Genomic DNA, 21,347 nt, shown 5'->3' on the forward strand with positions numbered 1-21,347 from the left:
ACGTGGGAATTAAAAAATTCAAACCAACCACTAACGGTCGTCGTAATATGACTGGTTCTGATTTCTCAGAAATTACTAAATCAACTCCTGAAAAATCATTACTAGAATCAAAAAGCAGAACTGCCGGCCGTAATAACTATGGTCGCATTACTGTTCGTCACCGTGGTGGTGGTCATAAACGTCAATACCGTTTGATCGATTTCAAGCGTGTTAAAGACAATGTAACAGCAACTGTTAAAGCAATTGAATATGATCCAAACCGTTCAGCTAATATTGCATTATTACAATATACTGATGGTATCAAATCATACATCATTGCTCCTAAAGGATTAGAAGTTGGCATGATGGTTCAATCTGGTAAAGAAGCAGATATCAAGGTTGGTAACGCATTAGCTCTTCAAGATATCCCAGTTGGTACAATTATTCATAATGTCGAATTAAAACCAGGTAAGGGTGGACAACTTGCTCGTTCAGCCGGTGCTTCTGCACAATTACTTGGTAAAGAAGGTAAATACGTCCTTGTTCGTTTGACATCAGGCGAAGTTCGCATGATCTTATCAACATGTCGCGCATCTATCGGTGCTGTTGGTAACGAACAACATGAATTAATCAAAATTGGTAAAGCTGGTCGTGCTCGTTGGGCTGGTAAACGTCCTACAGTTCGTGGATCAGTTATGAATCCTAACGATCATCCTCATGGTGGTGGTGAAGGTAAAGCTCCAATTGGTCGTCCATCACCTATGTCTCCTTGGGGTCAAAAGACGATGGGTTACAAAACACGTTCAAAGAAAAACCAATCAGACAAATTTATCGTACGTGGACGCAACAAGAAATAATTTACTTGTTGCTTAAGCTATATTCCGGAAGGAGGATTCACATTGAGTCGTAGTCTAAAAAAAGGACCATTCGTCGATGAACATTTGATGAAAAAGGTCGAAGCACAAACTGATCAAGAAAAGAAAACAGTTATCAAAACATGGTCACGTCGTTCAACAATCTTCCCTAACTTCATTGGTCTAACTATCGCTGTATATGATGGACGTAAACACGTTCCAGTTTTTATGCAAGAAGATATGGTTGGTCATAAGTTGGGTGAATTTGTTCCAACACGTACTTTCCGTGGTCACGGATCTGACGATAAGAAAACTACAGTTAAATAAAGGAGGTTATACACATGGCTGAACAAGTAACATCAGCAAAAGCAACCGCCAAAACTGTTCGTATTCCAGCGCGTAAAGCTCGCTTGGTAATCGATCTTATCAGAGGTAAAAGTGTTGCTGAAGCTATCGGTATTTTGAGATTTACTCCCAGAGCCGGAAGCCCAATCATTGAAAAAGTTTTACTTTCTGCTGTAGCTAATGCAGAAAATAATTTTGATTTAGATGGTGAAAACTTAGTTATTACTGATATTTTTGCTAACGAAGGACCAACTTTAAAACGTTTCCGTCCTCGTGCTAAAGGATCAGCTTCACCAATTAACAAACGTACGAGTCACATTACAGTAGTTGTATCTGAAACTACAAAATAAGGAGGGATAACGCGTGGGTCAAAAAATAAATCCAACGGGATTACGTGTAGGTATCATTCGTGATTGGGATTCAAAATGGTATGCAGAAAAAGATTTTGCAAACTACCTTCATGAAGATTTACACATCCGTAAATACATTCAAGAAAAATTAACCGACGCTTCTGTCTCTATCGTTGAAATCGAACGCGCTGCAAAACGTGTTAACGTTTCAATCCATACTGCTAAACCTGGTATGGTTATCGGTAAAGGTGGAGCTGAAGTTGAAAAACTTCGTAAAGAATTAAATGATTTAACAGGTAAACGTGTGCATATCAACATTGTTGAAATCAAACGTCCTGATTTAGATGCTCAATTAGTCGGCGAAAACGTTGCGGAACAATTAGAAAACCGTGTCGCATTCCGTCGTGCTGTTAAACAAGCTATGCAACGTACAATGCGCTCTGGTGCTAAAGGTATCAAAGTTCAAGTTGCTGGCCGTCTTAACGGAGCTGATATGTCTCGTGTTGAAAGCTACTCAGATGGTACAGTTCCATTACATACCTTAAGAGCAGATATTGACTACGCTTGGGTTGAAGCAATGACTACTTACGGTAAATTAGGCGTTAAAGTCTGGATCTACCGTGGTGAAATCTTACCAGCTAAGAAAAACGCTGTGAAAGGAGGGAAATAACCTATGTTAGTACCTAAACGTACAAAATTCCGTCGTGAATTCCGTGGTAAAATGCGTGGGGAAGCTAAAGGTGGCAAAGAAGTCGCTTTTGGAGAATTCGGTTTACAGGCTCTTGAATCATCATGGATCACTAACCGTCAAATCGAAGCTTCTCGTGTCGCTATTAACCGTCATATGAAACGTGGTGGGAAAGTATGGATTAAAATTTTCCCTCATAAATCATATACTGCAAAAGCAATTGGTGTTCGAATGGGTTCTGGTAAAGGTGCTCCTGAAGGATGGGTAGCTCCAGTTAAACGTGGAAAGATCATGTTTGAAGTTGCCGGTGTTCCCGAAGAAGTTGCTCGCGAAGCTTTACGCTTAGCATCAAACAAACTTCCAGTGAGAACTAAAATTGTAAAACGTGAGGAAGTAGGTGGCGAATCACATGAAGGCTAAGGAAATTAATGAATTAACCACTGCTGAAATGATTACCAAAGAACAAGAATTTAAAGATGAATTGTTTAACTTACGCTTCCAATTAGCTACCGGTCAATTAGAAAATACCGCACGCTTAAGTGAAGTACGTAAAACAATTGCTCGTATTAAAACGGCATTACGCCAACAAGAATTAAACAAGTAGATTACGAAAGGGAGGCCATTTACGCATGAGTGAAACTCGTAACCAACGTAAAGTCTATCAAGGACGCGTTGTATCCGACAAAATGGATAAAACGATTAGTGTTCTTATCGAAACATACAAGACACACAAAACCTACGGTAAACGTGTGACTTATTCTAAAAAATTCTATGCACATGATGAAAATAACGAAGCAAAAATCGGCGATATCGTTCAAATTATGGAAACTCGTCCGTTGTCAGCAACTAAGAGATTCCGTTTATTAGATATCGTTGAAAAAGCAGTTATTGCTTAAGCATAATTGCCATTCGTATTTCTAATTTGCTATCGAAAGGAGGACACTTACTGTGATACAAACAGAAAGTCGTTTAAAAATTGCCGACAATTCAGGCGCAAAAGAAATCTTAACTATTAAAGTTTTAGGTGGATCAAAGCGTAAAACTGCTAATATCGGTGACGTTATTGTTGCTACTGTTAAACATGCAACACCAGGTGGTGTTGTCAAAAAAGGTGAAGTTGTTAAAGCTGTAATCGTACGTACAAAATCAGGTGCTCATCGCGCTGACGGTTCATACATCAAATTTGATGAAAATGCTGCCGTTATCATCCAAGATGATAAAAGCCCTAAAGGTACACGTATCTTTGGACCTGTTGCACGTGAATTACGTGATAACAATTTCATGAAGATTGTTTCTTTAGCACCCGAAGTATTATAAGAAATCCATCGGAAAACAAGGAGGTGCGCTAAATGTTCGTCAAAACTGGTGATAAAGTTCAATTAATTGCAGGTAAAGATAAAGGTAAACAAGGTACTGTTACTAAAGTTTTCCTTAAAGATGACCGTGTGATTGTTGAAGGCATGAATATTGCAAAAAAACATCAAAAACCTAGTAACTCGAATCCACAAGGTGGCATCGTGGATATAGAAGCACCAATTCACGTTTCAAACGTGATGCTTATCGACCCATCTACAAACGAACCAACTCGTGTTGGCTTCAAAGTTGTAGACGGCAAGAAAGTTAGAGTTTCTAAAAAATCAGGTGAAACTGTTAAATAGACCTACTGAAAGGAGGACACTTTCTTCATGACTAACCGTTTAAAAGAAAAGTTCACTAATGAAATTACACCATCTATGATGGAAAAATTTAACTACACATCAATTATGCAAACACCTCAAGTTGATAAAATTGTTATCAACATGGGTGTTGGTGATGCTGTTACTAATGCTAAAAATTTAGATAAAGCTGTTGAAGAATTAGCTTTAATCGCTGGTCAAAAACCTTTGGTTACAAAAGCTAAAAAATCAATTGCTGGCTTCCGTTTACGTGAAGGTATGCCAATCGGTGCTAAAGTTACTTTACGTGGCGAACGCATGTACGATTTCTTAGATAAATTAGTTTCAGTTTCATTACCTCGTGTGCGTGATTTCCGTGGCGTTAGCAAAAAAGCCTTTGATGGCCGTGGTAACTATACTTTAGGTGTTCGCGAACAATTAATTTTCCCAGAAATCGATTTTGATGATGTGGATAAAGTTCGTGGAATGGATATCGTTATTGTTACAACTGCTAATACTGATGAGGAATCAAAAGAATTACTCACACAATTAGGTATGCCGTTTTCTAAATAATAAGGAGGTTACAAAGCTTTGGCTAAAAAATCATTAATTGCAAAGAACAAACGTCCAGCAAAATTCTCTACACAAGCTTATACACGTTGCGAACGTTGTGGTCGCCCACATTCTGTTTATCGTAAATTTAAATTATGCCGTATTTGTCTTCGTGACCTTGCTCACAAAGGCCAAATTCCTGGTATGAAAAAAGCTAGCTGGTAAATCTAAAAGACAAGTTAAAGGAGGGTAAACTCAATGGTCATGACTGATCCGATCGCAGACTTTTTAACTCGTATCCGTAATGCAAACATGGTACGGCATGAGTCTTTAGAAGTGCCTGCTTCAAAAATCAAACGTGATATCGCTGAAATCCTTAAAAATGAAGGTTTCGTACGTGATATCGAATACATCGATGATGACAAACAAGGTATTATCCGTGTATTTTTAAAATTTGGAAAAGACAACGAACGTGTAATCTCTGGTATTAAACGTATCTCAAAACCAGGATTACGTACGTACGTTCAAGCTGATGCAGTTCCTAAAGTATTAAATGGTTTAGGAATCGCAGTTATCTCAACATCAGAAGGTGTGATGACAGATAAAGATGCACGCGCCAAACAAATTGGTGGCGAAGTCTTAGCATACATCTGGTAATCAATTAATTCGTAAGGAGGTGTCACTCGCGTGAGTCGTATAGGTTATAAAGAAATCGTTCTTCCTGCTGGTGTAGAAGTTACACAAGAAGGTCAAATGGTTACAGTAAAAGGCCCCAAAGGTGAATTAACTCGTAAGTTCTCTAGTGCTATTACAATGCATGTTGAAGGTCTTTCAGTTAAATTTACTCGTGAAAGTGACGATAAAAGCACTCGTGCCTTACATGGTACAATGCGTGCCAACGTAAACAACATGGTTCTTGGTGTTACAGAAGGTTTCAAAAAAGAACTTGAGTTGATTGGTGTTGGTTATCGTGCACAATTACAAGGGAAAAAATTAGTATTAAATGTTGGTTATTCACATCCAGTGGATTTTGAAGAACGCGAAAACTTAACTGTTGAAGTTCCTGCAAATACAAGTATTATTATTTCAGGTATCAGTAAACAAGAAGTTGGCGATCTTGCCGCAGAAATTCGTGCCGTTCGTCCTCCAGAACCTTATAAAGGTAAAGGAATTCGTTACGTTGGCGAATATGTTCGTCGTAAAGAAGGTAAAACAGGTAAATAATGCTGCTTAGCATTGCTTACTTTGTTTTTGAATAAAATCAAGAGGTGAAAATTGTGATTACAAAACCAGATAGAAATAAAACACGTTCAAAACGTCATTTACGTGTTCGTGGCAAGATTTCTGGAACTGCAGAGTGCCCACGCTTAAACGTATTCCGTTCTAATAACCACATCTACGCTCAAGTAATTGATGACGTAGCGGGTGTAACGCTAGCAAGTGCCTCAACAATTGATAGTGAAGTAACTGGCGACAGTAAAGTAGCAAAAGCTACTGCTGTTGGCGCATTAGTTGCTAAACGTGCTAATGACAAAGGTATCAAAGCTGTTGTTTTTGATCGTGGCGGATACTTATACCATGGACGCGTTGCTGCTTTAGCTGAAGCAGCTCGTGAAAATGGATTAGAATTCTAAGAAAGGGAGGAAATAGTTTATGACTTTCATTGATCCAACTCATTTAGATTTAGAAGATCGTGTTGTTGCGATTAACCGTGTTACTAAAGTTGTAAAAGGTGGACGTCGTCTACGTTTTGCTGCATTAGTTATTGTCGGTGATCACAATGGTCATGTAGGCTTCGGTACAGGTAAAGCTCAAGAAGTTCCTGAAGCAATCCGTAAAGCAGTTGAAGATGCTAAAAAGAACTTGATTGAAGTACCTATGGTCGGTACGACACTTCCTCACGAAGTTCTCGGTCAATACAGTGGTGGACGCATTATGCTTAAACCAGCTGTTGAAGGTTCTGGAGTTGCCGCTGGTGGTTCAGTTCGTGCCGTTATGGAACTTGCTGGAGTAGCAGATGTAACAAGTAAATCATTAGGCTCAAATACACCAATCAACGTTGTTCGCGCAACAATGGATGGTTTAAAGAAAATGAAGAGTGCTGAAGAAGTTGCTGCATTACGTGGCGTTTCTATTCAACACTTAGCTGACTAGGAGGACTAAAACATGACAGATTTAAAAATTACATTAAAACGCAGTGTCATCGGACGTCCTCAAAATCAACGCGAAATCGTTAAAGCTTTCGGTTTACACCGTATTAGCAGCTCTGTTATTCGTCCTAATGACGCAGTAACACGAGGCGTTATCGCCAAGATTTCTCATTTAGTGGACGTTGAAGAAGTTAAATAACATCAACATCTTGTTTGCAGTTTAAAATAAGGAGGTGCCAACCCTATGAAATTACATGAATTAAAACCAAGTGAAGGTTCTCGCTCAGTACGTAACCGTGTCGGACGTGGAACATCTTCAGGTAATGGTAAAACTTCTGGACGTGGTCAAAAAGGCCAAAAAGCCCGTAGTAAAGTACGTTTAGGTTTTGAAGGTGGACAAATGCCTTTATTCCGTCGTATGCCAAAACGTGGATTTAATAACTTCAACCGTAAAGAATATGCAGTTGTCAATTTAGATAGCTTAAACAAATTCGAAAACGGTGCTGAAGTAACACCAGCATTACTTGTTGAATCAGGTATTGTTAAGAACGAAAAATCAGGAATTAAAATTTTAGCTTCCGGCGAACTTAACAAGAAATTATCTGTTAAAGCAGGTAAATTCTCAGCTGCTGCTAAAGAAGCTATTGAAGCTGCCGGTGGTCAAACAGAGGTGATCTAATGCTTAAAGTGATGAAAAATGCATTAGCTGTGAAAGAAATCCGTCAAAAGATTTTTTTCACTTTATGCGTTTTAATTGTCTTTCGCTTAGGTACTTTTATAACAGTTCCTGGAATTAACCATGCTGCAATTGCTAGTGCAACAAGTAGTAACTTAGTTAGTCTTCTTAACACTTTTAGTGGTGGTGGATTAACTAATTACTCAATTTTCGCAATGGGGGTTTCACCCTACATTACAGCTCAAATTGTTATTCAATTACTACAAATGGACATTGTTCCTCGTTTTGTAGAATGGAGTAAGCAAGGTGAAGTTGGTCGTCGTAAATTGAATCAAGCTACACGTTACCTAACAATTGTCTTAGCATTTGTTCAATCTGTAGGTATCACCGCAGGGTTAGACTCATTAAGTAGTTTAGGTTTGGTTAACAATCCAAGTACGCAAACATATGTTGTTTTGGGCGTTATTTTAACAGCCGGAACAATGTTTACGACTTGGTTAGGTGATATGATTACTGAACGTGGTATTGGGAATGGTGTTTCCATGTTAATCATGGCAGGTATCGTTTCTCGTATTCCAGGTGGTATTAAACAGATTTTCAATGAACAAATTTTCCAAGCTGATAAAGGTGATCTTTGGGGGGGCATCTTGTTCATAGTTATCTTGCTCGTTATTATTTTTGCAATCGTAACTTTTGTAACATATGTTCAACAAGCTAACTATAAGATTCCAATTCAATACACAAGACGTGTTGCTGGTGCGACAGATAGTTCATATCTGCCACTTAAGGTAAACGTTGCGGGTGTTATCCCCGTTATTTTTGCGAGTTCGTTCATTGCAACACCCCAAACTGTGCTTTTGGCATTCCAAAGCTCACAAGGGGACACGACTTGGTATAAAGTATTAAGTCAAGTTTTCAACATGCAAACAACATACGGAGCCATCCTATATACCGTATTGATTGTCTTGTTCACATTCTTCTACGCTTTCGTACAGGTAAATCCTGAGAAACTCTCAGAGAATTTACAAAAACAAGGAAGTTATATTCCAAGTGTTTGGCCTGGTAAAGCAACAGAAAAATATGTTTCAAAATTATTAATGCGTTTAAGTACTGTTGGTTCATTATTCTTAGGATTTGTTGCTTTAATTCCATTATTAGCATCAAGTTTGTTCGGATTAGATGAATCAGTTGGTTTGGGTGGTACTAGTCTGTTGATTGTCGTTGGGGTTGCTCTTGAAACTATTCGTCAATTAGAGGGTATGATGATGAAACGTAAGTACGTCGGATTCATTAGATAATCGATAAAAAACAAATTTTAAACTGAGAATTAGGTTAGGCTGATGCCTAACCATTTCTCATATTAGGAGGATATTCATGACTAAAATGAACCTGATGTTAATGGGTTTACCTGGTGCAGGTAAGGGAACACAAGCTGAAAAGATTGTCGACGCTTTCCACATCGCTCATATCTCTACGGGAGACATCTTCCGTGCAGCAATGAAAAATGAAACACCAATGGGACTTGAAGCTAAAAAGTATATCGATCGTGGTGACCTTGTTCCTGATGAAGTCACAAATGGCATTGTCAAAGAACGATTAGCTGAAGATGATATTCAAGATGGCTACATGCTTGATGGGTTTCCAAGAAATATGGCACAAGCTGTTGCCTTGGACGAAATCGGTAAGGACCTTGGAAAACCTCTTAACGCAGTCATTGACATTCATGTTGATCCTGAATCTCTAATCGAACGTTTAACTGGTCGTTACATTTGTCGTAATTGTGGAGCTACATATCACAAAATCTTCAACCCCACAAAGGTTGAAGGAACATGTGATCGCTGTGGGCAACATGAATTTTATCAACGTGAAGATGACAAACTTGAAACGGTTAAAAATCGTTTAGAAGTTAACATCAAAATGAATACACCGTTATTAGATTTTTACGAACAACGTCATCTATTGTATACAGTAGATGGTAACCGCGATATTGAAGATGTATTTGCAGATATTGAAACGATTTTAAACAATCTCAAGTAATCTGAGTATTCCGCTGCAAAGTAATTGTGCCGGAGTGGCTAACTTGCATCTGAGATAGCGGTATGATAGAATAATTCCGGTTTATCTTTTCAGGAGGATATTTGTAATAATATCCTGATAAGAACGGGTGAGAGTGTCTAATTCTCGCCATTTTTACATGTAAAGTTAAAACACGATTTTAAGGAGGTACATTTACGTGGCGAAAGAAGAAGTAATTGAGATTGAGGGTACGGTCCGTGAAACGTTACCCAATGCGACTTTTCGAGTTGTACTTGAAAATGATCATGAAATTTTAGCTCATGTCTCTGGTAAAATTCGTAAGAATTATATTCGTATTTTACCTGGTGATAAAGTGACGGTTGAAATGTCTCCTTACGATTTAAGTAAGGGTCGTATTACTTATCGCTTTAAATAGATTGTACTTCAAAAACTTTTAGGAGGTATAATTCAATGAAAGTAAGACCATCAGTAAAACCAATGTGTGAACATTGTAAAGTTATCAAGCGCAAAGGTCGAGTTATGATCATTTGTAGCGCAAATCCAAAACATAAACAACGTCAAGGATAATAAAAATTAGGAGGTGTAATTGTTATGGCTCGTATTGCAGGTATTGATATTCCACGTGATAAAAGAATCGTGGTAGCATTAACTTACATTTATGGAATCGGTAATACAACTGCTGCTAAGATCTTGGTAGAAGCAGAAGTATCAGAAGATATTAGAACTCGTGATTTAACAACTGACCAAGAGGATGCAATCCGTAAAGTTGTTGATCAATTTAAAATTGAAGGTGACTTACGTCGCGAAATCAGTTTAAACATTAAACGTCTCCAAGAAATTGGAACGTACCGAGGCATGCGTCATCGTCGTGGTTTACCAGTTCGTGGACAAAACACGAAAAACAACGCTCGTACACGTAAAGGCCCAGCTACATCAATTGCAGGCCGCAAGAAATAATTACTAGATTAAGGAGGTAATACTATTTATGGCAACTAAGAAAGTTTCTCGCAAACGCCGTGTTAAAAAACATATTGAAGCCGGTGTTGCACATATTCATTCTACTTTTAACAATACACTTGTTATGATTACTGATGTTAACGGTAACGCTGTTGCATGGTCATCAGCTGGTGCATTAGGTTTTAGAGGTAGTCGTAAATCTACACCATTCGCAGCACAAATGGCAGCAGAAGCTGCAGCTAAAGGCTCAATGGAAAATGGTATGAAGACTGTTGAAGTAGCAGTTAAAGGACCTGGTTCTGGCCGTGAAGCCGCAATCCGTGCTTTACAAACTACTGGTCTTGAAGTAACAGCAATTCGCGATGTTACTCCAGTGCCTCATAATGGATGTCGTCCTCCAAAACGCCGTCGTGTTTAACGTGGATTAATATTCATTACGGAGTTGAACTTCATAATGTTTTCACTAGATTACACGTTACGTTTTGAAAGGGGTAAAGATAAGAATGATTGAATTTGAAAAACCAAATATTCATAAGATAGATGAAAGTCCTAACTATGGTAAATTTGTTGTAGAACCACTTGAACGCGGTTATGGTACGACATTAGGTAATTCACTTCGTCGGATTCTATTATCTTCCTTACCAGGCGCATCTATTACTAATATTCAAATTGATGGTGTTTTACATGAGTTTTCAACTATTGAAGGCGTATTGGAAGATGTTACTCAAATTATCTTGAATATTAAGAAAGTTGCTTTGAAGTTAGCTGCTGATGAAGACCAATCCATCGAAATTGATGTGAAAGGTCCCGCAGAGGTTACTGCCGGTGACATCATTGTAAACAGTGATGTTGAAGTATTAAATCCCGACTTGTACATTTGTACAGTCGCAGAAGGTGCATCTTTTCATGTTCGCATGAACGCTAGCAATGGTCGTGGATACGTATCTGCTGATCAAAACAAAGCGGAAGATATGCCAATTGGCGTATTACCAATTGACTCCATTTATACCCCAATCGAACGTGTGAACTACCAAGTAGAAAAAACACGTGTTGGTCAAAAAGATGATTATGACAAATTGACACTTGATGTTTGGACTAATGGTTCAATTACACCAAGCGAAGCCATTAGTTTGTCGGCTAAAATTTTAACTGAGCATTTGACTTTATTTGTTGATTTAACCGATGAAGCTAAAAATGCTGAAATTATGGTTGAAAAAGAAGAAACACATAAAGAAAAAATGCTCGAAATGACGATTGAAGAACTTGATTTATCAGTTCGTTCATACAATTGTTTGAAACGTGCTGGAATCAACACGGTTCAAGAATTAACGAATAAATCCGAAGCTGACATGATGAAAGTCCGTAACTTGGGCCGTAAATCATTGGAAGAAGTTAAAGCTAAATTAGCTGCGCTTGATTTATCATTACGTCATGATGACTAATATTATATAGAGGGAGGGAAACTATTCATGAGTTACCGCAAATTAGGACGTACAAGTTCTCAACGTAAAGCAATGTTACGTGATTTAACAACAAGTCTTATTATCAACGAACGAATTGTGACTACTGAAGCTCGCGCTAAAGAAGTACGCAAATCTGCCGATAAAATGATTTCTTTAGGTAAACGTGGTGATTTAGCTTCACGTCGTCGTGCTGCTGCTTTCGTAAGAAACACAGTTGCTGACGTGAAAGAAGATGGTGACGATGTCACTGTTCAATCAGCATTACAAAAATTATTTTCTGATGTAGCTCCTCGTTACGCTGAACGTAATGGTGGATACACTAGAACTATGAAAACAATGCCTCGTCGTGGCGATGCCGCACAAATGGTTATTATTGAATTAGTATAATTCGTTAACAGATAATTTTTCACTTTGATTGATGATTAAAAACAAACGTTATGATGATGGAGTAATCTTAGTCTAGTTTGAAGGTTCTTCACATTTGTGATTTGCCGGTCATCCTTCATAGTGATTTTTTATTGTCTAATGAGGTCTGAAAAAAGGGTTCTGAACACATTTTAATAATGTGTTCAGAACCCTTTTTTTATGTGCTAAAACCTAGTATGATAATAGTATTCTTAATCTGTTTAGGGGGTAATGTGATGGCACAAAGTTCAATACAACTTTACCGTTATGATAGTAAATATTTATCGGAAATAACGACATTATTCAACCAAACAATTCAAGAGATTAACCGACAAGATTATTCACAACTAGAAATTAATGAGTGGGTGCAGAATAATCCAGATCTGAGTGCATGGCATAAACGATTAAGTGAATCATTTACGCTACTTGCCATCAAAGATTTAAAGGTCATAGGATTTGGTAACCTTGAAGTAACAGGACATATTGATATGCTGTACGTAGAGAGTTCTATGATTCGACAGCATATCGGAGCGCTTATTTTAACAGAATTAACAAATTACCAAAGGAATGAATTACAAATAAATGTACAAACGGTAGAGGCTTCAATAACTGCTGTCTCTTTTTTTGAACATTATGGGTTTAAAATTATAAAAAGATAAGATAATTATCGACATCAACAAAATCTAGTTAATTATCAAATGGTGAGAGAAATTTAGCTTAAAATGCAGTTCTTAGCGCAATATAAAAAGGTGTGACTAAATGGCTGTTTATTGTTAATTAAGAGCTTAAAAGTACAAAAAATGCATTTTAGATGTATGTTGTATAGATAGGACAACTATAAAGAGTAAAAGTATAAATACACTGAGTTCATTTTGGCCTGTGATATAATGCAAAACGTAAGTTATCTTGTGAATTGTGAGGACAGTAACAATGACTGAATTAATTAAAGTTGATCATTTAAATTATCAATATGAAGCACAAAAAGAAATGAGTGAAATGGCACTTAAAGATGTGTCCTTTACGATTGAAAAAGGTGACTGGGTTGCAATTATTGGTCATAACGGTAGTGGGAAAAGTACATTATCTAAAAATATTAATGGCTTGCTAGCACCTCAATCAGGTGAAATCACAGTAGATGGCCTTATTTTATCACCAGAAACGGTCTGGGATATTCGTCGTAAGATTGGCATCGTTTTTCAAAACCCAGATAACCAGTTTGTGGGAGCAACTGTTGAAGATGACGTTGCATTTGGACTTGAAAACAATGGAATAGAACGTAAAGAAATGCAAGAACGAGTCAGAGACGCGCTTGAACGTGTAGATATGTGGGAGTTTGCGGCCAAGGAACCTGCTAGACTATCTGGGGGACAGAAACAACGTGTCGCAATCGCTGGAATTGTCGCTCTAAGGCCAGAAGTTATCATCTTGGATGAATCAACTAGCATGTTGGATCCAGAAGGTCGTGACGAAGTTTTGAGCCTAATACATCAACTCAAAGAAGAACGTGGGCTAACAATTATTTCAATCACGCATGATATTAATGAAGCGGCAAGTGCTGACAAAATTATGGTTATGGACAAAGGCGAGCTGGTAAAAGAAGGCACACCTGCTGAAATTTTTGCACTTGGTGAACAATTAGTAGATATGGGATTAGATATTCCATATCCAGAACGCTTAAAAGTCGCGCTTAAAAAACGTCATTTTGACATTCCGGACGACTATATGACAGAGGAAGGTATGGTAGATTGGTTATGGCAATTAAATTCAACGAAGTAGCCTTTACCTACCAAAAAGGGACACCTTTTGAAAGTCGGGCGCTACATAATATCAATCTTGAAATTGAGGACGGCTCATTTACAGCAATTGTTGGACATACAGGTTCTGGTAAATCGACCCTATTGCAACATTTAAATGGCCTATTAAAACCAACTGAAGGTAAAATTACAATTGGGAATCAAATCATTACACCAGAAACGGCCAATAAAACGTTAAACGATTTACGAAAACAAGTTGGCATCGTTTTTCAATTTCCAGAAGCACAATTGTTTGAAGAAACGGTTATTAAAGATGTGGCATTTGCGCCAAAAAACTTTGGTAAAACAGATGAAGAAGCTGAGAAAATAGCGACAAAAATGTTGAAGTTAGTTGGATTACCAGAGAATATCTATCAGCAATCACCATTTGACCTCTCTGGTGGTCAAATGCGTCGCGTAGCAATCGCTGGAATTCTGGCTATGGAACCTAAAATCTTGGTTTTAGACGAACCCACAGCAGGATTAGATCCTAAAGGTCGCGTTGATATGATGGCAATGTTCGAAGAACTTCATCGTGAACAAAATTTGACGATTATTCTCGTAACGCATCAGATGGATGATGTGGCAAATTATGCGAATCACGCTATTATCATGTCAAAAGGAACGATTATTAAATCGGGCACACCAAGAGAAGTTTTTGCTGATCCAGAGTTCTTATTAAGTAACCATTTGAACGTGCCAACAACAACGTTATTTTCAAAAAAATTAATTGAAAAAGGCTTTGAATTCAAGGAGATGCCTTTAACAGAGAATGAATTAGCCGACGACCTCGTCACGCTGCTAAGCCAAAATGGAGGTCATGACGCTAATGAATAAGTTGATTTTTGGACGTTACATAGCGGGTGATTCACTCGTTCACCGCATGGATCCGCGTGCTAAATTAGTTTTGAGTTTTTATTTTGTTGGAATAATCTTTATGGCAAATAATTGGCAAAGTTTTTCTATGCTTTTAGTTTTTACGTTAGGATGTATTTTAGCGTCAAAAATTAATATGAGTTTCTTTTTAAAAGGTGTCCGGCCATTAATTTGGCTGATTATCTTTACGGTTGCTTTGCAAATGCTATTTTCAAGTGGTGGCCAAATGTACTGGCATTGGGGGATTTTTAAAATTTCTCAATTTGGTGTGACAAATGGATTATATATTTTTTGCCGATTTATTTTAATTATTTTTATGTCAACATTATTGACGTTGTCAACGGCACCACTCCAACTAGCAGATGCGATTGAATCTTTATTAAAACCACTTAAAGCAATCAAATTTCCAGTTTATGAAATTGCGTTAATGTTATCAATCGCGTTACGTTTTGTCCCTACATTAATGGATGAGACAGAAAAAATTATGAACGCTCAACGAGCTCGAGGTGTGAACTTTGGTCAAGGGTCGCTAATTAAACAAATGCAATCAATTATCCCGTTGTTAATTCCGCTATTTGTAAGTTCGTTCAATCGTGCCGAAGATTTAGCGATTGCCATGGAATCTCGTGGTTACCAGGGTGGAGAAGGTCGAACAAAGTATCGTATTTTAAAATGGCGGACGGCTGATACGTTAGCTTTTGTTTTATTCGCTATCGTTACCGTTGCATTAGTCTACCTCAAAAATTAAGGATGAATAAATATGTCAGTACGTTTTAAAATTACCGTTGCTTATGATGGCGCAGCTTTTGCAGGGTTTCAGAGGCAGCCAAACCAACGGACGGTTGAATCTGTCTTAGAAAAAGCAGTAACAATTATGAGTAAATCAGAAGTACCAGTTAGAATTTATGGTTCAGGCCGAACAGATGCTGGCGTTCATGCCTTAGGACAGGTTTTTCATTTTGACTTCATGCATGAAATTCCGGAAACTAGCATGATGAGAGCATTGAACAGTTTATTGCCACTGGATGTTCAAGTTAAAAAAGCCGAACTTGTCAGTGATGATTTTCATTCACGCTATAGTACGCATGGTAAACGATATATGTATCGTGTTTCTCAAGGTGAATTTACCGACCCATTTAAACGCTTCTACACGGGTCATTATAAATACAAGATAGATATCGCCAAAATTGAAGAAGCATTACCTGATTTAGTTGGCGAACATGATTTTTCTAGTTTCGTGGCGGCAGGTAGCCAGGTTACAGATCACGTTCGGACGATTTATGAGGCAACCGTGAGAGAAGATAAAGAAAACCATGAAATTATTTTTGAATTTTATGGAAATGGCTTTCTGTACAATATGGTCCGAATTTTAGTCGCTACACTCCTAGAAATAGGGAACGGCCGGCGTCCGGTTCATGATATTTTACGGTTATATGAAGTAAAGGATCGACAACAAGCTCGAGAAACAGCTCCGGCGAGTGGATTATATTTAAAAAAGGTTTATTATCCGGACGAATTAGGGTAATATAGAAGTTATTGACAATATGAATACTAAGGCAATTTTAAATCTGAAAAGGTGTTATTTATTTGTGGGATGCCCATAAATTAGATTGACAAATTGACTTTTAATAGTTAATATTATAAATGGTATTGTTTGCCCCACTGATAGGCCCCGGAAACTTATTTGAGTGTCAAACAAACAACATGAAAAAACGGAGGAAACAATCGTGCGTACAACTTATTTAGCAAAAAAAGGCGAAATAGAACGTAAATGGTATGTTATTGATGCAACTGATATTTCTTTAGGTCGCTTATCAACTGTCGTTGCTTCTATCTTACGCGGTAAAAACAAACCAACATTCACACCTAATGTGGATACTGGTGATAACGTTATTGTTATCAATGCAGAAAAGGTTGGTTTAACTGGTCACAAAGCTGACAGAAAATTATACCAACATCATACAGATCATCCAGGTGGTTTAAAAACTCGTACTGCTGGTGATTTCCGTGCCAACGATCCTGAAAAATTGATTGCTTTCTCTGTTAAAGGTATGCTTCCAAAAGGTACTCTTGGTAAAGAACAAGCATTGAAATTACACGTATATCGTGGTGCAGAACATGATCAACAAGCACAACAACCAGAAACTTTAGATATTACAAACTTAATTTAAGGAGGCAATTGAAATGGCTCAAGTCGTATATTCAGGAACAGGTCGTCGTAAAAACTCAGTAGCTCGCGTACGTTTAGTACCAGGTACTGGTAAAATTACTATCAACAACAAAGCAATTGAAGATTACATTCCATTTGCTAACTTACGTGAAGTAGTCTTACAACCATTTAACGCTACAGAAACATTAGGTAGTTATGATGTTTTAGTTAACGCTAATGGTGGTGGCTTCTCAGGTCAAGCTGGCGCAGTTCGCCATGGTATTGCTCGCGCATTACTTACAGTAGATCCAGATTTCCGTGCAGCTCTTAAATCTGCAGGATTACTTACTCGTGATCCTCGTATGAAAGAACGTAAGAAACCAGGTCTTAAGAAAGCTCGTAAAGCAAGCCAATTCTCAAAACGTTAATATATATTTATATCGATATTTTGAAGCACTTCACAAAGCAATTTGTGAGGTGTTTTTTTTGGTATATTGCAGTTGTCACTGGTGAATATTTTTGGTTCTATTGCAACTATTGTTGGTGAATATATTATGGAGGGTGTTGTCACTTTGTGACAACGCCTTTTTTATGTACATAATCCTCATTACAAAGAAAATGTGTTTCCTAAAATTACTGAAATCGTAGGCATTACGTTTAATATGTTTCAATTCATTGTTAGTTTCTTAAAGTTGGCCACTAGAATAACGTAGTAGCCTAATAGAGATGCCCGCCATCCGTAGCTAACAATTTGATTATGTTGAGAACTCTGCAGGGGTGTCAGGCATTTTTGAAGGTAATCTAAAGTACCATAAACTCCGATGACTGCTGGATTAAGGAGTGCTTTCAGCAAATTTCATATTTAGTAAAACCTTAGTATTATTTGTCATAGGAGACTCTTTTTAGTGTCATACAAAAAAATCTGTTGCCAGTGATAGATTTTTCTATCACTGGCAACAGATATTGTAGACCTTCTATTTATATATATATTAACTTTGGCTGTAAACCGCGGTCACTGAGTTACTACTTGACCAAACAACAATCAGATTCTGCTTGTTCGTTTCTTCACCAGTATTAACACCATATTCGTGACTAGTCCCTTTGGGATAGAACATGACGGACCAATTAATAGAAACATCACTTGCATTACTTAAGCTGGCGGTTAAGATATTATTAGCAACTTCAAATTTCGTCGCATGCAGCCCATTCTGATCTTTTAAGCCAGCTTTATTTAATGTAAACGAAGATGATGACACTAGACTATCTTTAGTAATATTTAACGGCTGAACATCATCAAGTGGTAAGTCGCGTCCCCGTGCTTCTAACTTCACAATTTGCCACTGACCGACGATACTGCTGTAATCACTGACTTGAATTTGATCTAAATTCATCTGTTTTGGTTGATTTACTTCTTTGGCAGGCGTCTTTTTAATCGTATTTACTTTTTTTGACGACTGCGCTTTTTTCTTATCTGACACGGATTCTTTTTTTGGTTGATTTACTTCTTTAGTATGCGTCTTTTTAGTTGTATCTGCTTTTTTTGACGACTGCGCCTTTTTCTTATCTGACACGGATACTTGTTTTGGCTGACTTGTTTGCTCAGACTGTGACTTTTGTTGCCCACACGCTGTTAATAAAGCAACCATTACGATACTAGTCATTACAAGTAAAGGCTTCTTCATCTCAATTCCTCCTTACAATAACGAATTAGTGTTTACGACGGCGCGTTCCTGCAAGTCCAAAGAGACTAACGGCACCAACAAGAGCTGCACCAATCACTGAAACGACTGACGAATTAGTTTCGTCAGTTTGTGGTAATACCGAAGCACCTAATATTTTAGCGTTATTGATTTCTGAATGATCAGCAGCTTTAAGACGTGATGTTGATGTATTATTGCTTGGTGCAACAATACCATTGTTGTCAGTCGTGTCTTTAGCTGTTTCACTACCTTTAGCAACAACAGAACCAGTTACGTTACCTTTATCTGAACCATTGTCTGAACCTGTTACATGACCAGTATGTGAACCAGAATCGTTATCAGTACCAGTTGATGGTTTGTCAACATTGTTCAAAGCATCTTCGATGTCTTTTTCATGTTGTAATTTAGCTAATGCAGCTTGTGCATCGTCTAAAGCTTTCTTAGATGCATCAGCGATTGCTTGTAACTTCGCATATTGTGCATCGTCAGCAACGGAAGCAGCTTGTGCATCTTCGGCAGCTTTAACAGCCTCGTCGTATGCTTTTTTAGCAGCTTCAACAGCTTTTGTTGCGTCAACTAAGTTAGCTTCAGCATTCTTTAAGTCATCTAAATGATTTGTTTTTTCGCCAAGTGCGTCTTGACCAGCTTTTAAAGCTGCTTGAGCGGCACTTAATTTAGCAGTTGCATCTTTTAATGCAGTTTTAGCAGTAACTAATTTAGCATTAGCTGCGTCTAAAGTCATGTGTTTTTGAGCTTGTGTTGTTTTAGTTGTAGCTAAGGCAGCTTGTGCATCTTTTAAAGCTTGTTGTTTTTGAGGCATTGATGCATTTAAATCATCAACAACTGTTTGTGCATTTTTAACAGCTACAGTAGCAGTTTTAACATCGTTTTGTGCTTTAGTTAAGGCTGTGTGTGCTGTTGCTTGTTTTGTTTTAGCAGTTGCTAAAGCAGTTTTAGCTGTAGCTAAGGCTTGGTTAGCTTTAACTGTTTGTGATTTAGCTGCTGCAAGAGCTGCATCAGCAGTTTTTGAAGTTGCTGTTTTAGCAGTAACGTCGCTTGCTAATTTATCAATTTGAGCTTGACTGACAGTTCCAGATTCAACAGGTGTAGTGCTAAATTTAGAAGCGTCGTTAACATCATAGTCATCAACAAAGTTAAAGAAACTTGTTAAGAAGATATTACCGTTAGATTGTTTAAATTGACCGAAGCCAAGACCGAACCATGTGTTATTGGCAGGTGTATATGTTGCCATAATGCCAGCAACACTTACGGCATGGCCCCATTCACCCCCATTGAATAAGAAGGCATTCATTGAATCATAGATAGATTTCTTGAAAGCATCAAGACTAAGATTCCAACCATTTTCAGATGATTTATCGAAGATAGTATTCATATCTTGTTGTGTTAAGTATGTTAATCCCATACCGTTAGCAATGCTGTTGTTTAATGCATTGTCATGACCATCATCAGGATCGTTATTCTTAGATGTATAAGCATCGCCGATTGATTGACCTAATTTTTTAGAACCTTCTGAGACTTCAACTTGTGTGCTACCAAAACGGTCACGCACTTCATTTAATAATTGTTTAGCATATTCATTTAAGTCATCAAGATATTTGTTTAAATCTGATTGGTTGTTAATATGAACAGTTTTATCTTGGTCATTTGAAATGTAGCCGCCATTTAATGCCCATTCTTTTTCAGTTGCAGCTGTTAAACTGTCAATGACATCTTGATAATTAGCGTCAGCTGATGAAGCATCTGAATAAGCCTTTAAGGCATTAATGTAGTCTTGGCTTAAGTTGATGTGATTTTGGTTAGCTTGATGATTACCTTGTTGTTTCTTAGCATCATCTAATGCTTTTTGAGCAGTATCTTTAGCTTTTTGAGCAGCGTCAGCTTTAGCTTTAGCATCATTTTGTTGTTTGTTAGCATCAGTTACGCCAGTTTGAGCGTTATTAACATTGTTTTGTGCGTCAGCAATATTCTTGTCAGCTTGGTCAGCACCTTTTTGAGCATTGTCTTCAGTTGTTTGAGCTTGATCCAAGTTATCTTTGGCATTGCTTAAATTCTTGTCGGCTTCGGCTGAACCTTTGCCATCAAGGTTATTTTGAGCATTATCAACGTTTTCTTGAGCTTTATCAGCATCTTTATCAGATTGGTCAGCACCTTTTTGGGCTTCATCAACGCCAGTTTGAGCATTATCGACATCTGTTTTACCTTTATCAACATCTGTTTTAGCGTTATCAACGTCTTGACCTAATTGGTTATTTGTTTTGTCTTGTTCGTCAACTGCATCTTGAGCGTTATTGATAGATTCATCAGTTGCGTTATCAGCAGTATTTTGCGCATTTTGTTGATTATCAACAGCACTGTTTAAATCTTCTTGTGATTGATTAGCATTTTCTTCAGTTTGACCAGCATTGTCTTTAGAAGCATCGGCTGTGTCTTTAGAAGTATCAGCAGCACTTTGATCTTTGTCAGCTGTATCTTTGGCATTATCAACGTCAGTTTGAGCGTCTTTAATATCGTCATCTAATTTTTGACTGTTAGATTGAACTGTTTGAGTATGAGTTGTTTCAGTTGAGTCGGGTGTAGTTGTTGCAGCGTTTGCCGTTGTTGTAGCACCAACGACAGTAACTCCAGCGATTAATGCACTTGATAATAAAGTAATGTTTGATTTTTTCATAATATAAAATATCCTCCCAATAAATTAAT

At 37.7% G+C, this 21,347-nt stretch carries 34 protein-coding genes; 32 read left to right on the top strand and 2 right to left on the bottom strand.

All coding sequences use genetic code 11. The features are described from left to right. Positions 1-2: 2 nt before the first annotated feature. From rplB to rpsI, 32 genes are all read left to right on the top strand, one after another. Positions 3-836: a 50S ribosomal protein L2 gene (gene rplB, locus AC1RPW_RS03795; protein ID WP_409022021.1), complete on the top strand. Its 834-nt coding sequence runs from the start codon at positions 3-5 to the stop codon at positions 834-836. A 42-nt stretch (positions 837-878) separates the two neighbouring features. Then, positions 879-1,160, top strand: coding sequence for a 30S ribosomal protein S19 (rpsS, locus tag AC1RPW_RS03800; RefSeq protein ID WP_057974638.1), 282 nt, complete (start codon positions 879-881; stop codon positions 1,158-1,160). A 14-nt stretch (positions 1,161-1,174) separates the two neighbouring features. Further along, positions 1,175-1,528, top strand: coding sequence for a 50S ribosomal protein L22 (rplV, locus tag AC1RPW_RS03805; protein ID WP_409022022.1), 354 nt, complete (start codon positions 1,175-1,177; stop codon positions 1,526-1,528). 13 nt (positions 1,529-1,541) lie between these two features. Then, the gene (gene rpsC / locus AC1RPW_RS03810; RefSeq protein ID WP_057974636.1) at positions 1,542-2,198 is read left to right on the top strand and encodes a 30S ribosomal protein S3; all 657 of its coding nucleotides are present in this window, start codon (positions 1,542-1,544) and stop codon (positions 2,196-2,198) included. 3 nt (positions 2,199-2,201) lie between these two features. Continuing rightward, positions 2,202-2,636 carry a 50S ribosomal protein L16 gene (rplP, locus tag AC1RPW_RS03815; protein WP_057974635.1) on the top strand — a complete coding sequence of 145 codons (435 nt, stop codon included), beginning with the start codon at positions 2,202-2,204 and terminating at the stop codon, positions 2,634-2,636. After that, positions 2,626-2,820, top strand: a complete 195-nt coding sequence (gene rpmC / locus AC1RPW_RS03820; protein WP_057974634.1) for a 50S ribosomal protein L29 — start codon at positions 2,626-2,628, stop codon at positions 2,818-2,820. Before rplP ends, rpmC begins: the two co-directional genes overlap by 11 nt. A 25-nt stretch (positions 2,821-2,845) precedes the next feature. Beyond that, positions 2,846-3,112, top strand: a complete 267-nt coding sequence (gene rpsQ / locus AC1RPW_RS03825; protein ID WP_057974633.1) for a 30S ribosomal protein S17 — start codon at positions 2,846-2,848, stop codon at positions 3,110-3,112. Positions 3,113-3,164: 52 nt separating this feature from the next. Beyond that, positions 3,165-3,533 (top strand): 50S ribosomal protein L14, encoded by a 369-nt coding sequence (rplN, locus tag AC1RPW_RS03830; RefSeq protein ID WP_409022023.1) that lies wholly within the window; start codon positions 3,165-3,167, stop codon positions 3,531-3,533. Positions 3,534-3,565: 32 nt separating this feature from the next. Further along, complete coding sequence (gene rplX, locus AC1RPW_RS03835) at positions 3,566-3,874, top strand: 50S ribosomal protein L24 (RefSeq protein WP_409022024.1); 309 nt, start codon at positions 3,566-3,568, stop codon at positions 3,872-3,874. A gap of 27 nt (positions 3,875-3,901) precedes the next feature. Beyond that, positions 3,902-4,444: a 50S ribosomal protein L5 gene (gene rplE, locus AC1RPW_RS03840; protein ID WP_409022025.1), complete on the top strand. Its 543-nt coding sequence runs from the start codon at positions 3,902-3,904 to the stop codon at positions 4,442-4,444. A gap of 18 nt (positions 4,445-4,462) precedes the next feature. Further along, positions 4,463-4,648, top strand: a complete 186-nt coding sequence (locus tag AC1RPW_RS03845) for a type Z 30S ribosomal protein S14 (RefSeq protein ID WP_057974629.1) — start codon at positions 4,463-4,465, stop codon at positions 4,646-4,648. 33 nt (positions 4,649-4,681) lie between these two features. Then, on the top strand, positions 4,682-5,080 hold the full coding sequence (gene rpsH, locus AC1RPW_RS03850) for a 30S ribosomal protein S8 (protein ID WP_057974628.1): 399 nt from the start codon (positions 4,682-4,684) through the stop codon (positions 5,078-5,080). Between the two features lie 30 nt (positions 5,081-5,110). Beyond that, the gene (gene rplF / locus AC1RPW_RS03855; protein ID WP_481761615.1) at positions 5,111-5,647 is read left to right on the top strand and encodes a 50S ribosomal protein L6; all 537 of its coding nucleotides are present in this window, start codon (positions 5,111-5,113) and stop codon (positions 5,645-5,647) included. Between the two features lie 53 nt (positions 5,648-5,700). Continuing rightward, complete coding sequence (gene rplR, locus AC1RPW_RS03860; RefSeq protein WP_462298812.1) at positions 5,701-6,057, top strand: 50S ribosomal protein L18; 357 nt, start codon at positions 5,701-5,703, stop codon at positions 6,055-6,057. Positions 6,058-6,076: 19 nt separating this feature from the next. Continuing rightward, positions 6,077-6,577 (top strand): 30S ribosomal protein S5, encoded by a 501-nt coding sequence (rpsE, locus tag AC1RPW_RS03865; protein WP_409022028.1) that lies wholly within the window; start codon positions 6,077-6,079, stop codon positions 6,575-6,577. A 12-nt stretch (positions 6,578-6,589) separates the two neighbouring features. Further along, positions 6,590-6,772 carry a 50S ribosomal protein L30 gene (gene rpmD, locus AC1RPW_RS03870; protein WP_057974624.1) on the top strand — a complete coding sequence of 61 codons (183 nt, stop codon included), beginning with the start codon at positions 6,590-6,592 and terminating at the stop codon, positions 6,770-6,772. 45 nt (positions 6,773-6,817) lie between these two features. After that, the gene (gene rplO, locus AC1RPW_RS03875) at positions 6,818-7,252 is read left to right on the top strand and encodes a 50S ribosomal protein L15 (RefSeq protein WP_409022029.1); all 435 of its coding nucleotides are present in this window, start codon (positions 6,818-6,820) and stop codon (positions 7,250-7,252) included. Beyond that, positions 7,252-8,547 (top strand): preprotein translocase subunit SecY, encoded by a 1,296-nt coding sequence (gene secY / locus AC1RPW_RS03880; protein ID WP_409022030.1) that lies wholly within the window; start codon positions 7,252-7,254, stop codon positions 8,545-8,547. The genes rplO and secY overlap by 1 nt, the downstream gene beginning before the upstream one ends. Positions 8,548-8,623: 76 nt before the next feature. Then, positions 8,624-9,286 (top strand): adenylate kinase, encoded by a 663-nt coding sequence (locus AC1RPW_RS03885; protein WP_481761614.1) that lies wholly within the window; start codon positions 8,624-8,626, stop codon positions 9,284-9,286. A 196-nt stretch (positions 9,287-9,482) separates the two neighbouring features. Next, positions 9,483-9,701, top strand: a complete 219-nt coding sequence (gene infA, locus AC1RPW_RS03890; RefSeq protein WP_057974621.1) for a translation initiation factor IF-1 — start codon at positions 9,483-9,485, stop codon at positions 9,699-9,701. 35 nt (positions 9,702-9,736) lie between these two features. Next, positions 9,737-9,853, top strand: coding sequence for a 50S ribosomal protein L36 (gene rpmJ / locus AC1RPW_RS03895; RefSeq protein WP_057756760.1), 117 nt, complete (start codon positions 9,737-9,739; stop codon positions 9,851-9,853). A 24-nt stretch (positions 9,854-9,877) separates the two neighbouring features. Then, entirely contained in the window at positions 9,878-10,243 is a 366-nt protein-coding gene (gene rpsM, locus AC1RPW_RS03900; protein WP_057974620.1) for a 30S ribosomal protein S13, read from the top strand. 28 nt (positions 10,244-10,271) lie between these two features. Next, the gene (rpsK, locus tag AC1RPW_RS03905) at positions 10,272-10,661 is read left to right on the top strand and encodes a 30S ribosomal protein S11 (RefSeq protein WP_057974619.1); all 390 of its coding nucleotides are present in this window, start codon (positions 10,272-10,274) and stop codon (positions 10,659-10,661) included. Positions 10,662-10,746: 85 nt separating this feature from the next. Further along, a complete protein-coding gene (locus AC1RPW_RS03910) occupies positions 10,747-11,685 on the top strand; it encodes a DNA-directed RNA polymerase subunit alpha (protein ID WP_409022032.1) in 939 nt (312 codons plus the stop codon). Between the two features lie 27 nt (positions 11,686-11,712). Then, entirely contained in the window at positions 11,713-12,093 is a 381-nt protein-coding gene (rplQ, locus tag AC1RPW_RS03915; protein WP_057974617.1) for a 50S ribosomal protein L17, read from the top strand. Positions 12,094-12,347: 254 nt separating this feature from the next. Then, on the top strand, positions 12,348-12,770 hold the full coding sequence (locus AC1RPW_RS03920) for a GNAT family N-acetyltransferase (RefSeq protein ID WP_481761613.1): 423 nt from the start codon (positions 12,348-12,350) through the stop codon (positions 12,768-12,770). Positions 12,771-13,041: 271 nt separating this feature from the next. After that, positions 13,042-13,887, top strand: coding sequence for an energy-coupling factor ABC transporter ATP-binding protein (locus AC1RPW_RS03925; RefSeq protein WP_481761612.1), 846 nt, complete (start codon positions 13,042-13,044; stop codon positions 13,885-13,887). Then, positions 13,863-14,741, top strand: a complete 879-nt coding sequence (locus tag AC1RPW_RS03930; RefSeq protein ID WP_481761611.1) for an energy-coupling factor ABC transporter ATP-binding protein — start codon at positions 13,863-13,865, stop codon at positions 14,739-14,741. Before AC1RPW_RS03925 ends, AC1RPW_RS03930 begins: the two co-directional genes overlap by 25 nt. Then, positions 14,725-15,528 (top strand): energy-coupling factor transporter transmembrane component T family protein, encoded by an 804-nt coding sequence (locus tag AC1RPW_RS03935; RefSeq protein WP_481761610.1) that lies wholly within the window; start codon positions 14,725-14,727, stop codon positions 15,526-15,528. The genes AC1RPW_RS03930 and AC1RPW_RS03935 overlap by 17 nt, the downstream gene beginning before the upstream one ends. A 12-nt stretch (positions 15,529-15,540) precedes the next feature. Beyond that, on the top strand, positions 15,541-16,305 hold the full coding sequence (truA, locus tag AC1RPW_RS03940; protein WP_409022037.1) for a tRNA pseudouridine(38-40) synthase TruA: 765 nt from the start codon (positions 15,541-15,543) through the stop codon (positions 16,303-16,305). 202 nt (positions 16,306-16,507) lie between these two features. Then, positions 16,508-16,951, top strand: coding sequence for a 50S ribosomal protein L13 (rplM, locus tag AC1RPW_RS03945; protein ID WP_057974611.1), 444 nt, complete (start codon positions 16,508-16,510; stop codon positions 16,949-16,951). 13 nt (positions 16,952-16,964) lie between these two features. Next, positions 16,965-17,357: a 30S ribosomal protein S9 gene (gene rpsI / locus AC1RPW_RS03950; RefSeq protein ID WP_409022038.1), complete on the top strand. Its 393-nt coding sequence runs from the start codon at positions 16,965-16,967 to the stop codon at positions 17,355-17,357. Between the two features lie 561 nt (positions 17,358-17,918). Here the strand turns inward: rpsI and AC1RPW_RS03955 are convergent. Continuing rightward, a complete protein-coding gene (locus tag AC1RPW_RS03955; protein WP_481761609.1) occupies positions 17,919-18,611 on the bottom strand; it encodes a DUF6287 domain-containing protein in 693 nt (230 codons plus the stop codon). 25 nt (positions 18,612-18,636) lie between these two features. Then, positions 18,637-21,318, bottom strand: a complete 2,682-nt coding sequence (locus tag AC1RPW_RS03960) for an SEC10/PgrA surface exclusion domain-containing protein (protein WP_481761608.1) — start codon at positions 21,316-21,318, stop codon at positions 18,637-18,639. Between the last annotated feature and the right edge of the window lie 29 nt (positions 21,319-21,347).

Source organism: Dellaglioa sp. CoH-55-MRSF-8 (genome assembly GCF_056782195.1).

Coding starts and splice junctions, on each gene's coding strand:
- rplV (WP_409022022.1), top strand. CDS start 1,175: ATGGCTGAACAAGTAACATCAGCAAAAGCAACCGCCAAAACTGTTCGT.
- rplP (WP_057974635.1), top strand. CDS start 2,202: ATGTTAGTACCTAAACGTACAAAATTCCGTCGTGAATTCCGTGGTAAA.
- rpmC (WP_057974634.1), top strand. CDS start 2,626: ATGAAGGCTAAGGAAATTAATGAATTAACCACTGCTGAAATGATTACC.
- rpsQ (WP_057974633.1), top strand. CDS start 2,846: ATGAGTGAAACTCGTAACCAACGTAAAGTCTATCAAGGACGCGTTGTA.
- rplX (WP_409022024.1), top strand. CDS start 3,566: ATGTTCGTCAAAACTGGTGATAAAGTTCAATTAATTGCAGGTAAAGAT.
- rplE (WP_409022025.1), top strand. CDS start 3,902: ATGACTAACCGTTTAAAAGAAAAGTTCACTAATGAAATTACACCATCT.
- rpsH (WP_057974628.1), top strand. CDS start 4,682: ATGGTCATGACTGATCCGATCGCAGACTTTTTAACTCGTATCCGTAAT.
- rpsE (WP_409022028.1), top strand. CDS start 6,077: ATGACTTTCATTGATCCAACTCATTTAGATTTAGAAGATCGTGTTGTT.
- rpmD (WP_057974624.1), top strand. CDS start 6,590: ATGACAGATTTAAAAATTACATTAAAACGCAGTGTCATCGGACGTCCT.
- rplO (WP_409022029.1), top strand. CDS start 6,818: ATGAAATTACATGAATTAAAACCAAGTGAAGGTTCTCGCTCAGTACGT.
- secY (WP_409022030.1), top strand. CDS start 7,252: ATGCTTAAAGTGATGAAAAATGCATTAGCTGTGAAAGAAATCCGTCAA.
- AC1RPW_RS03885 (WP_481761614.1), top strand. CDS start 8,624: ATGACTAAAATGAACCTGATGTTAATGGGTTTACCTGGTGCAGGTAAG.
- rpmJ (WP_057756760.1), top strand. CDS start 9,737: ATGAAAGTAAGACCATCAGTAAAACCAATGTGTGAACATTGTAAAGTT.
- rpsM (WP_057974620.1), top strand. CDS start 9,878: ATGGCTCGTATTGCAGGTATTGATATTCCACGTGATAAAAGAATCGTG.
- rpsK (WP_057974619.1), top strand. CDS start 10,272: ATGGCAACTAAGAAAGTTTCTCGCAAACGCCGTGTTAAAAAACATATT.
- AC1RPW_RS03910 (WP_409022032.1), top strand. CDS start 10,747: ATGATTGAATTTGAAAAACCAAATATTCATAAGATAGATGAAAGTCCT.
- rplQ (WP_057974617.1), top strand. CDS start 11,713: ATGAGTTACCGCAAATTAGGACGTACAAGTTCTCAACGTAAAGCAATG.
- AC1RPW_RS03920 (WP_481761613.1), top strand. CDS start 12,348: ATGGCACAAAGTTCAATACAACTTTACCGTTATGATAGTAAATATTTA.
- AC1RPW_RS03925 (WP_481761612.1), top strand. CDS start 13,042: ATGACTGAATTAATTAAAGTTGATCATTTAAATTATCAATATGAAGCA.
- AC1RPW_RS03930 (WP_481761611.1), top strand. CDS start 13,863: ATGGCAATTAAATTCAACGAAGTAGCCTTTACCTACCAAAAAGGGACA.
- AC1RPW_RS03935 (WP_481761610.1), top strand. CDS start 14,725: ATGACGCTAATGAATAAGTTGATTTTTGGACGTTACATAGCGGGTGAT.
- truA (WP_409022037.1), top strand. CDS start 15,541: ATGTCAGTACGTTTTAAAATTACCGTTGCTTATGATGGCGCAGCTTTT.
- rpsI (WP_409022038.1), top strand. CDS start 16,965: ATGGCTCAAGTCGTATATTCAGGAACAGGTCGTCGTAAAAACTCAGTA.
- AC1RPW_RS03955 (WP_481761609.1), bottom strand. CDS start 18,611: ATGAAGAAGCCTTTACTTGTAATGACTAGTATCGTAATGGTTGCTTTA.
- AC1RPW_RS03960 (WP_481761608.1), bottom strand. CDS start 21,318: ATGAAAAAATCAAACATTACTTTATTATCAAGTGCATTAATCGCTGGA.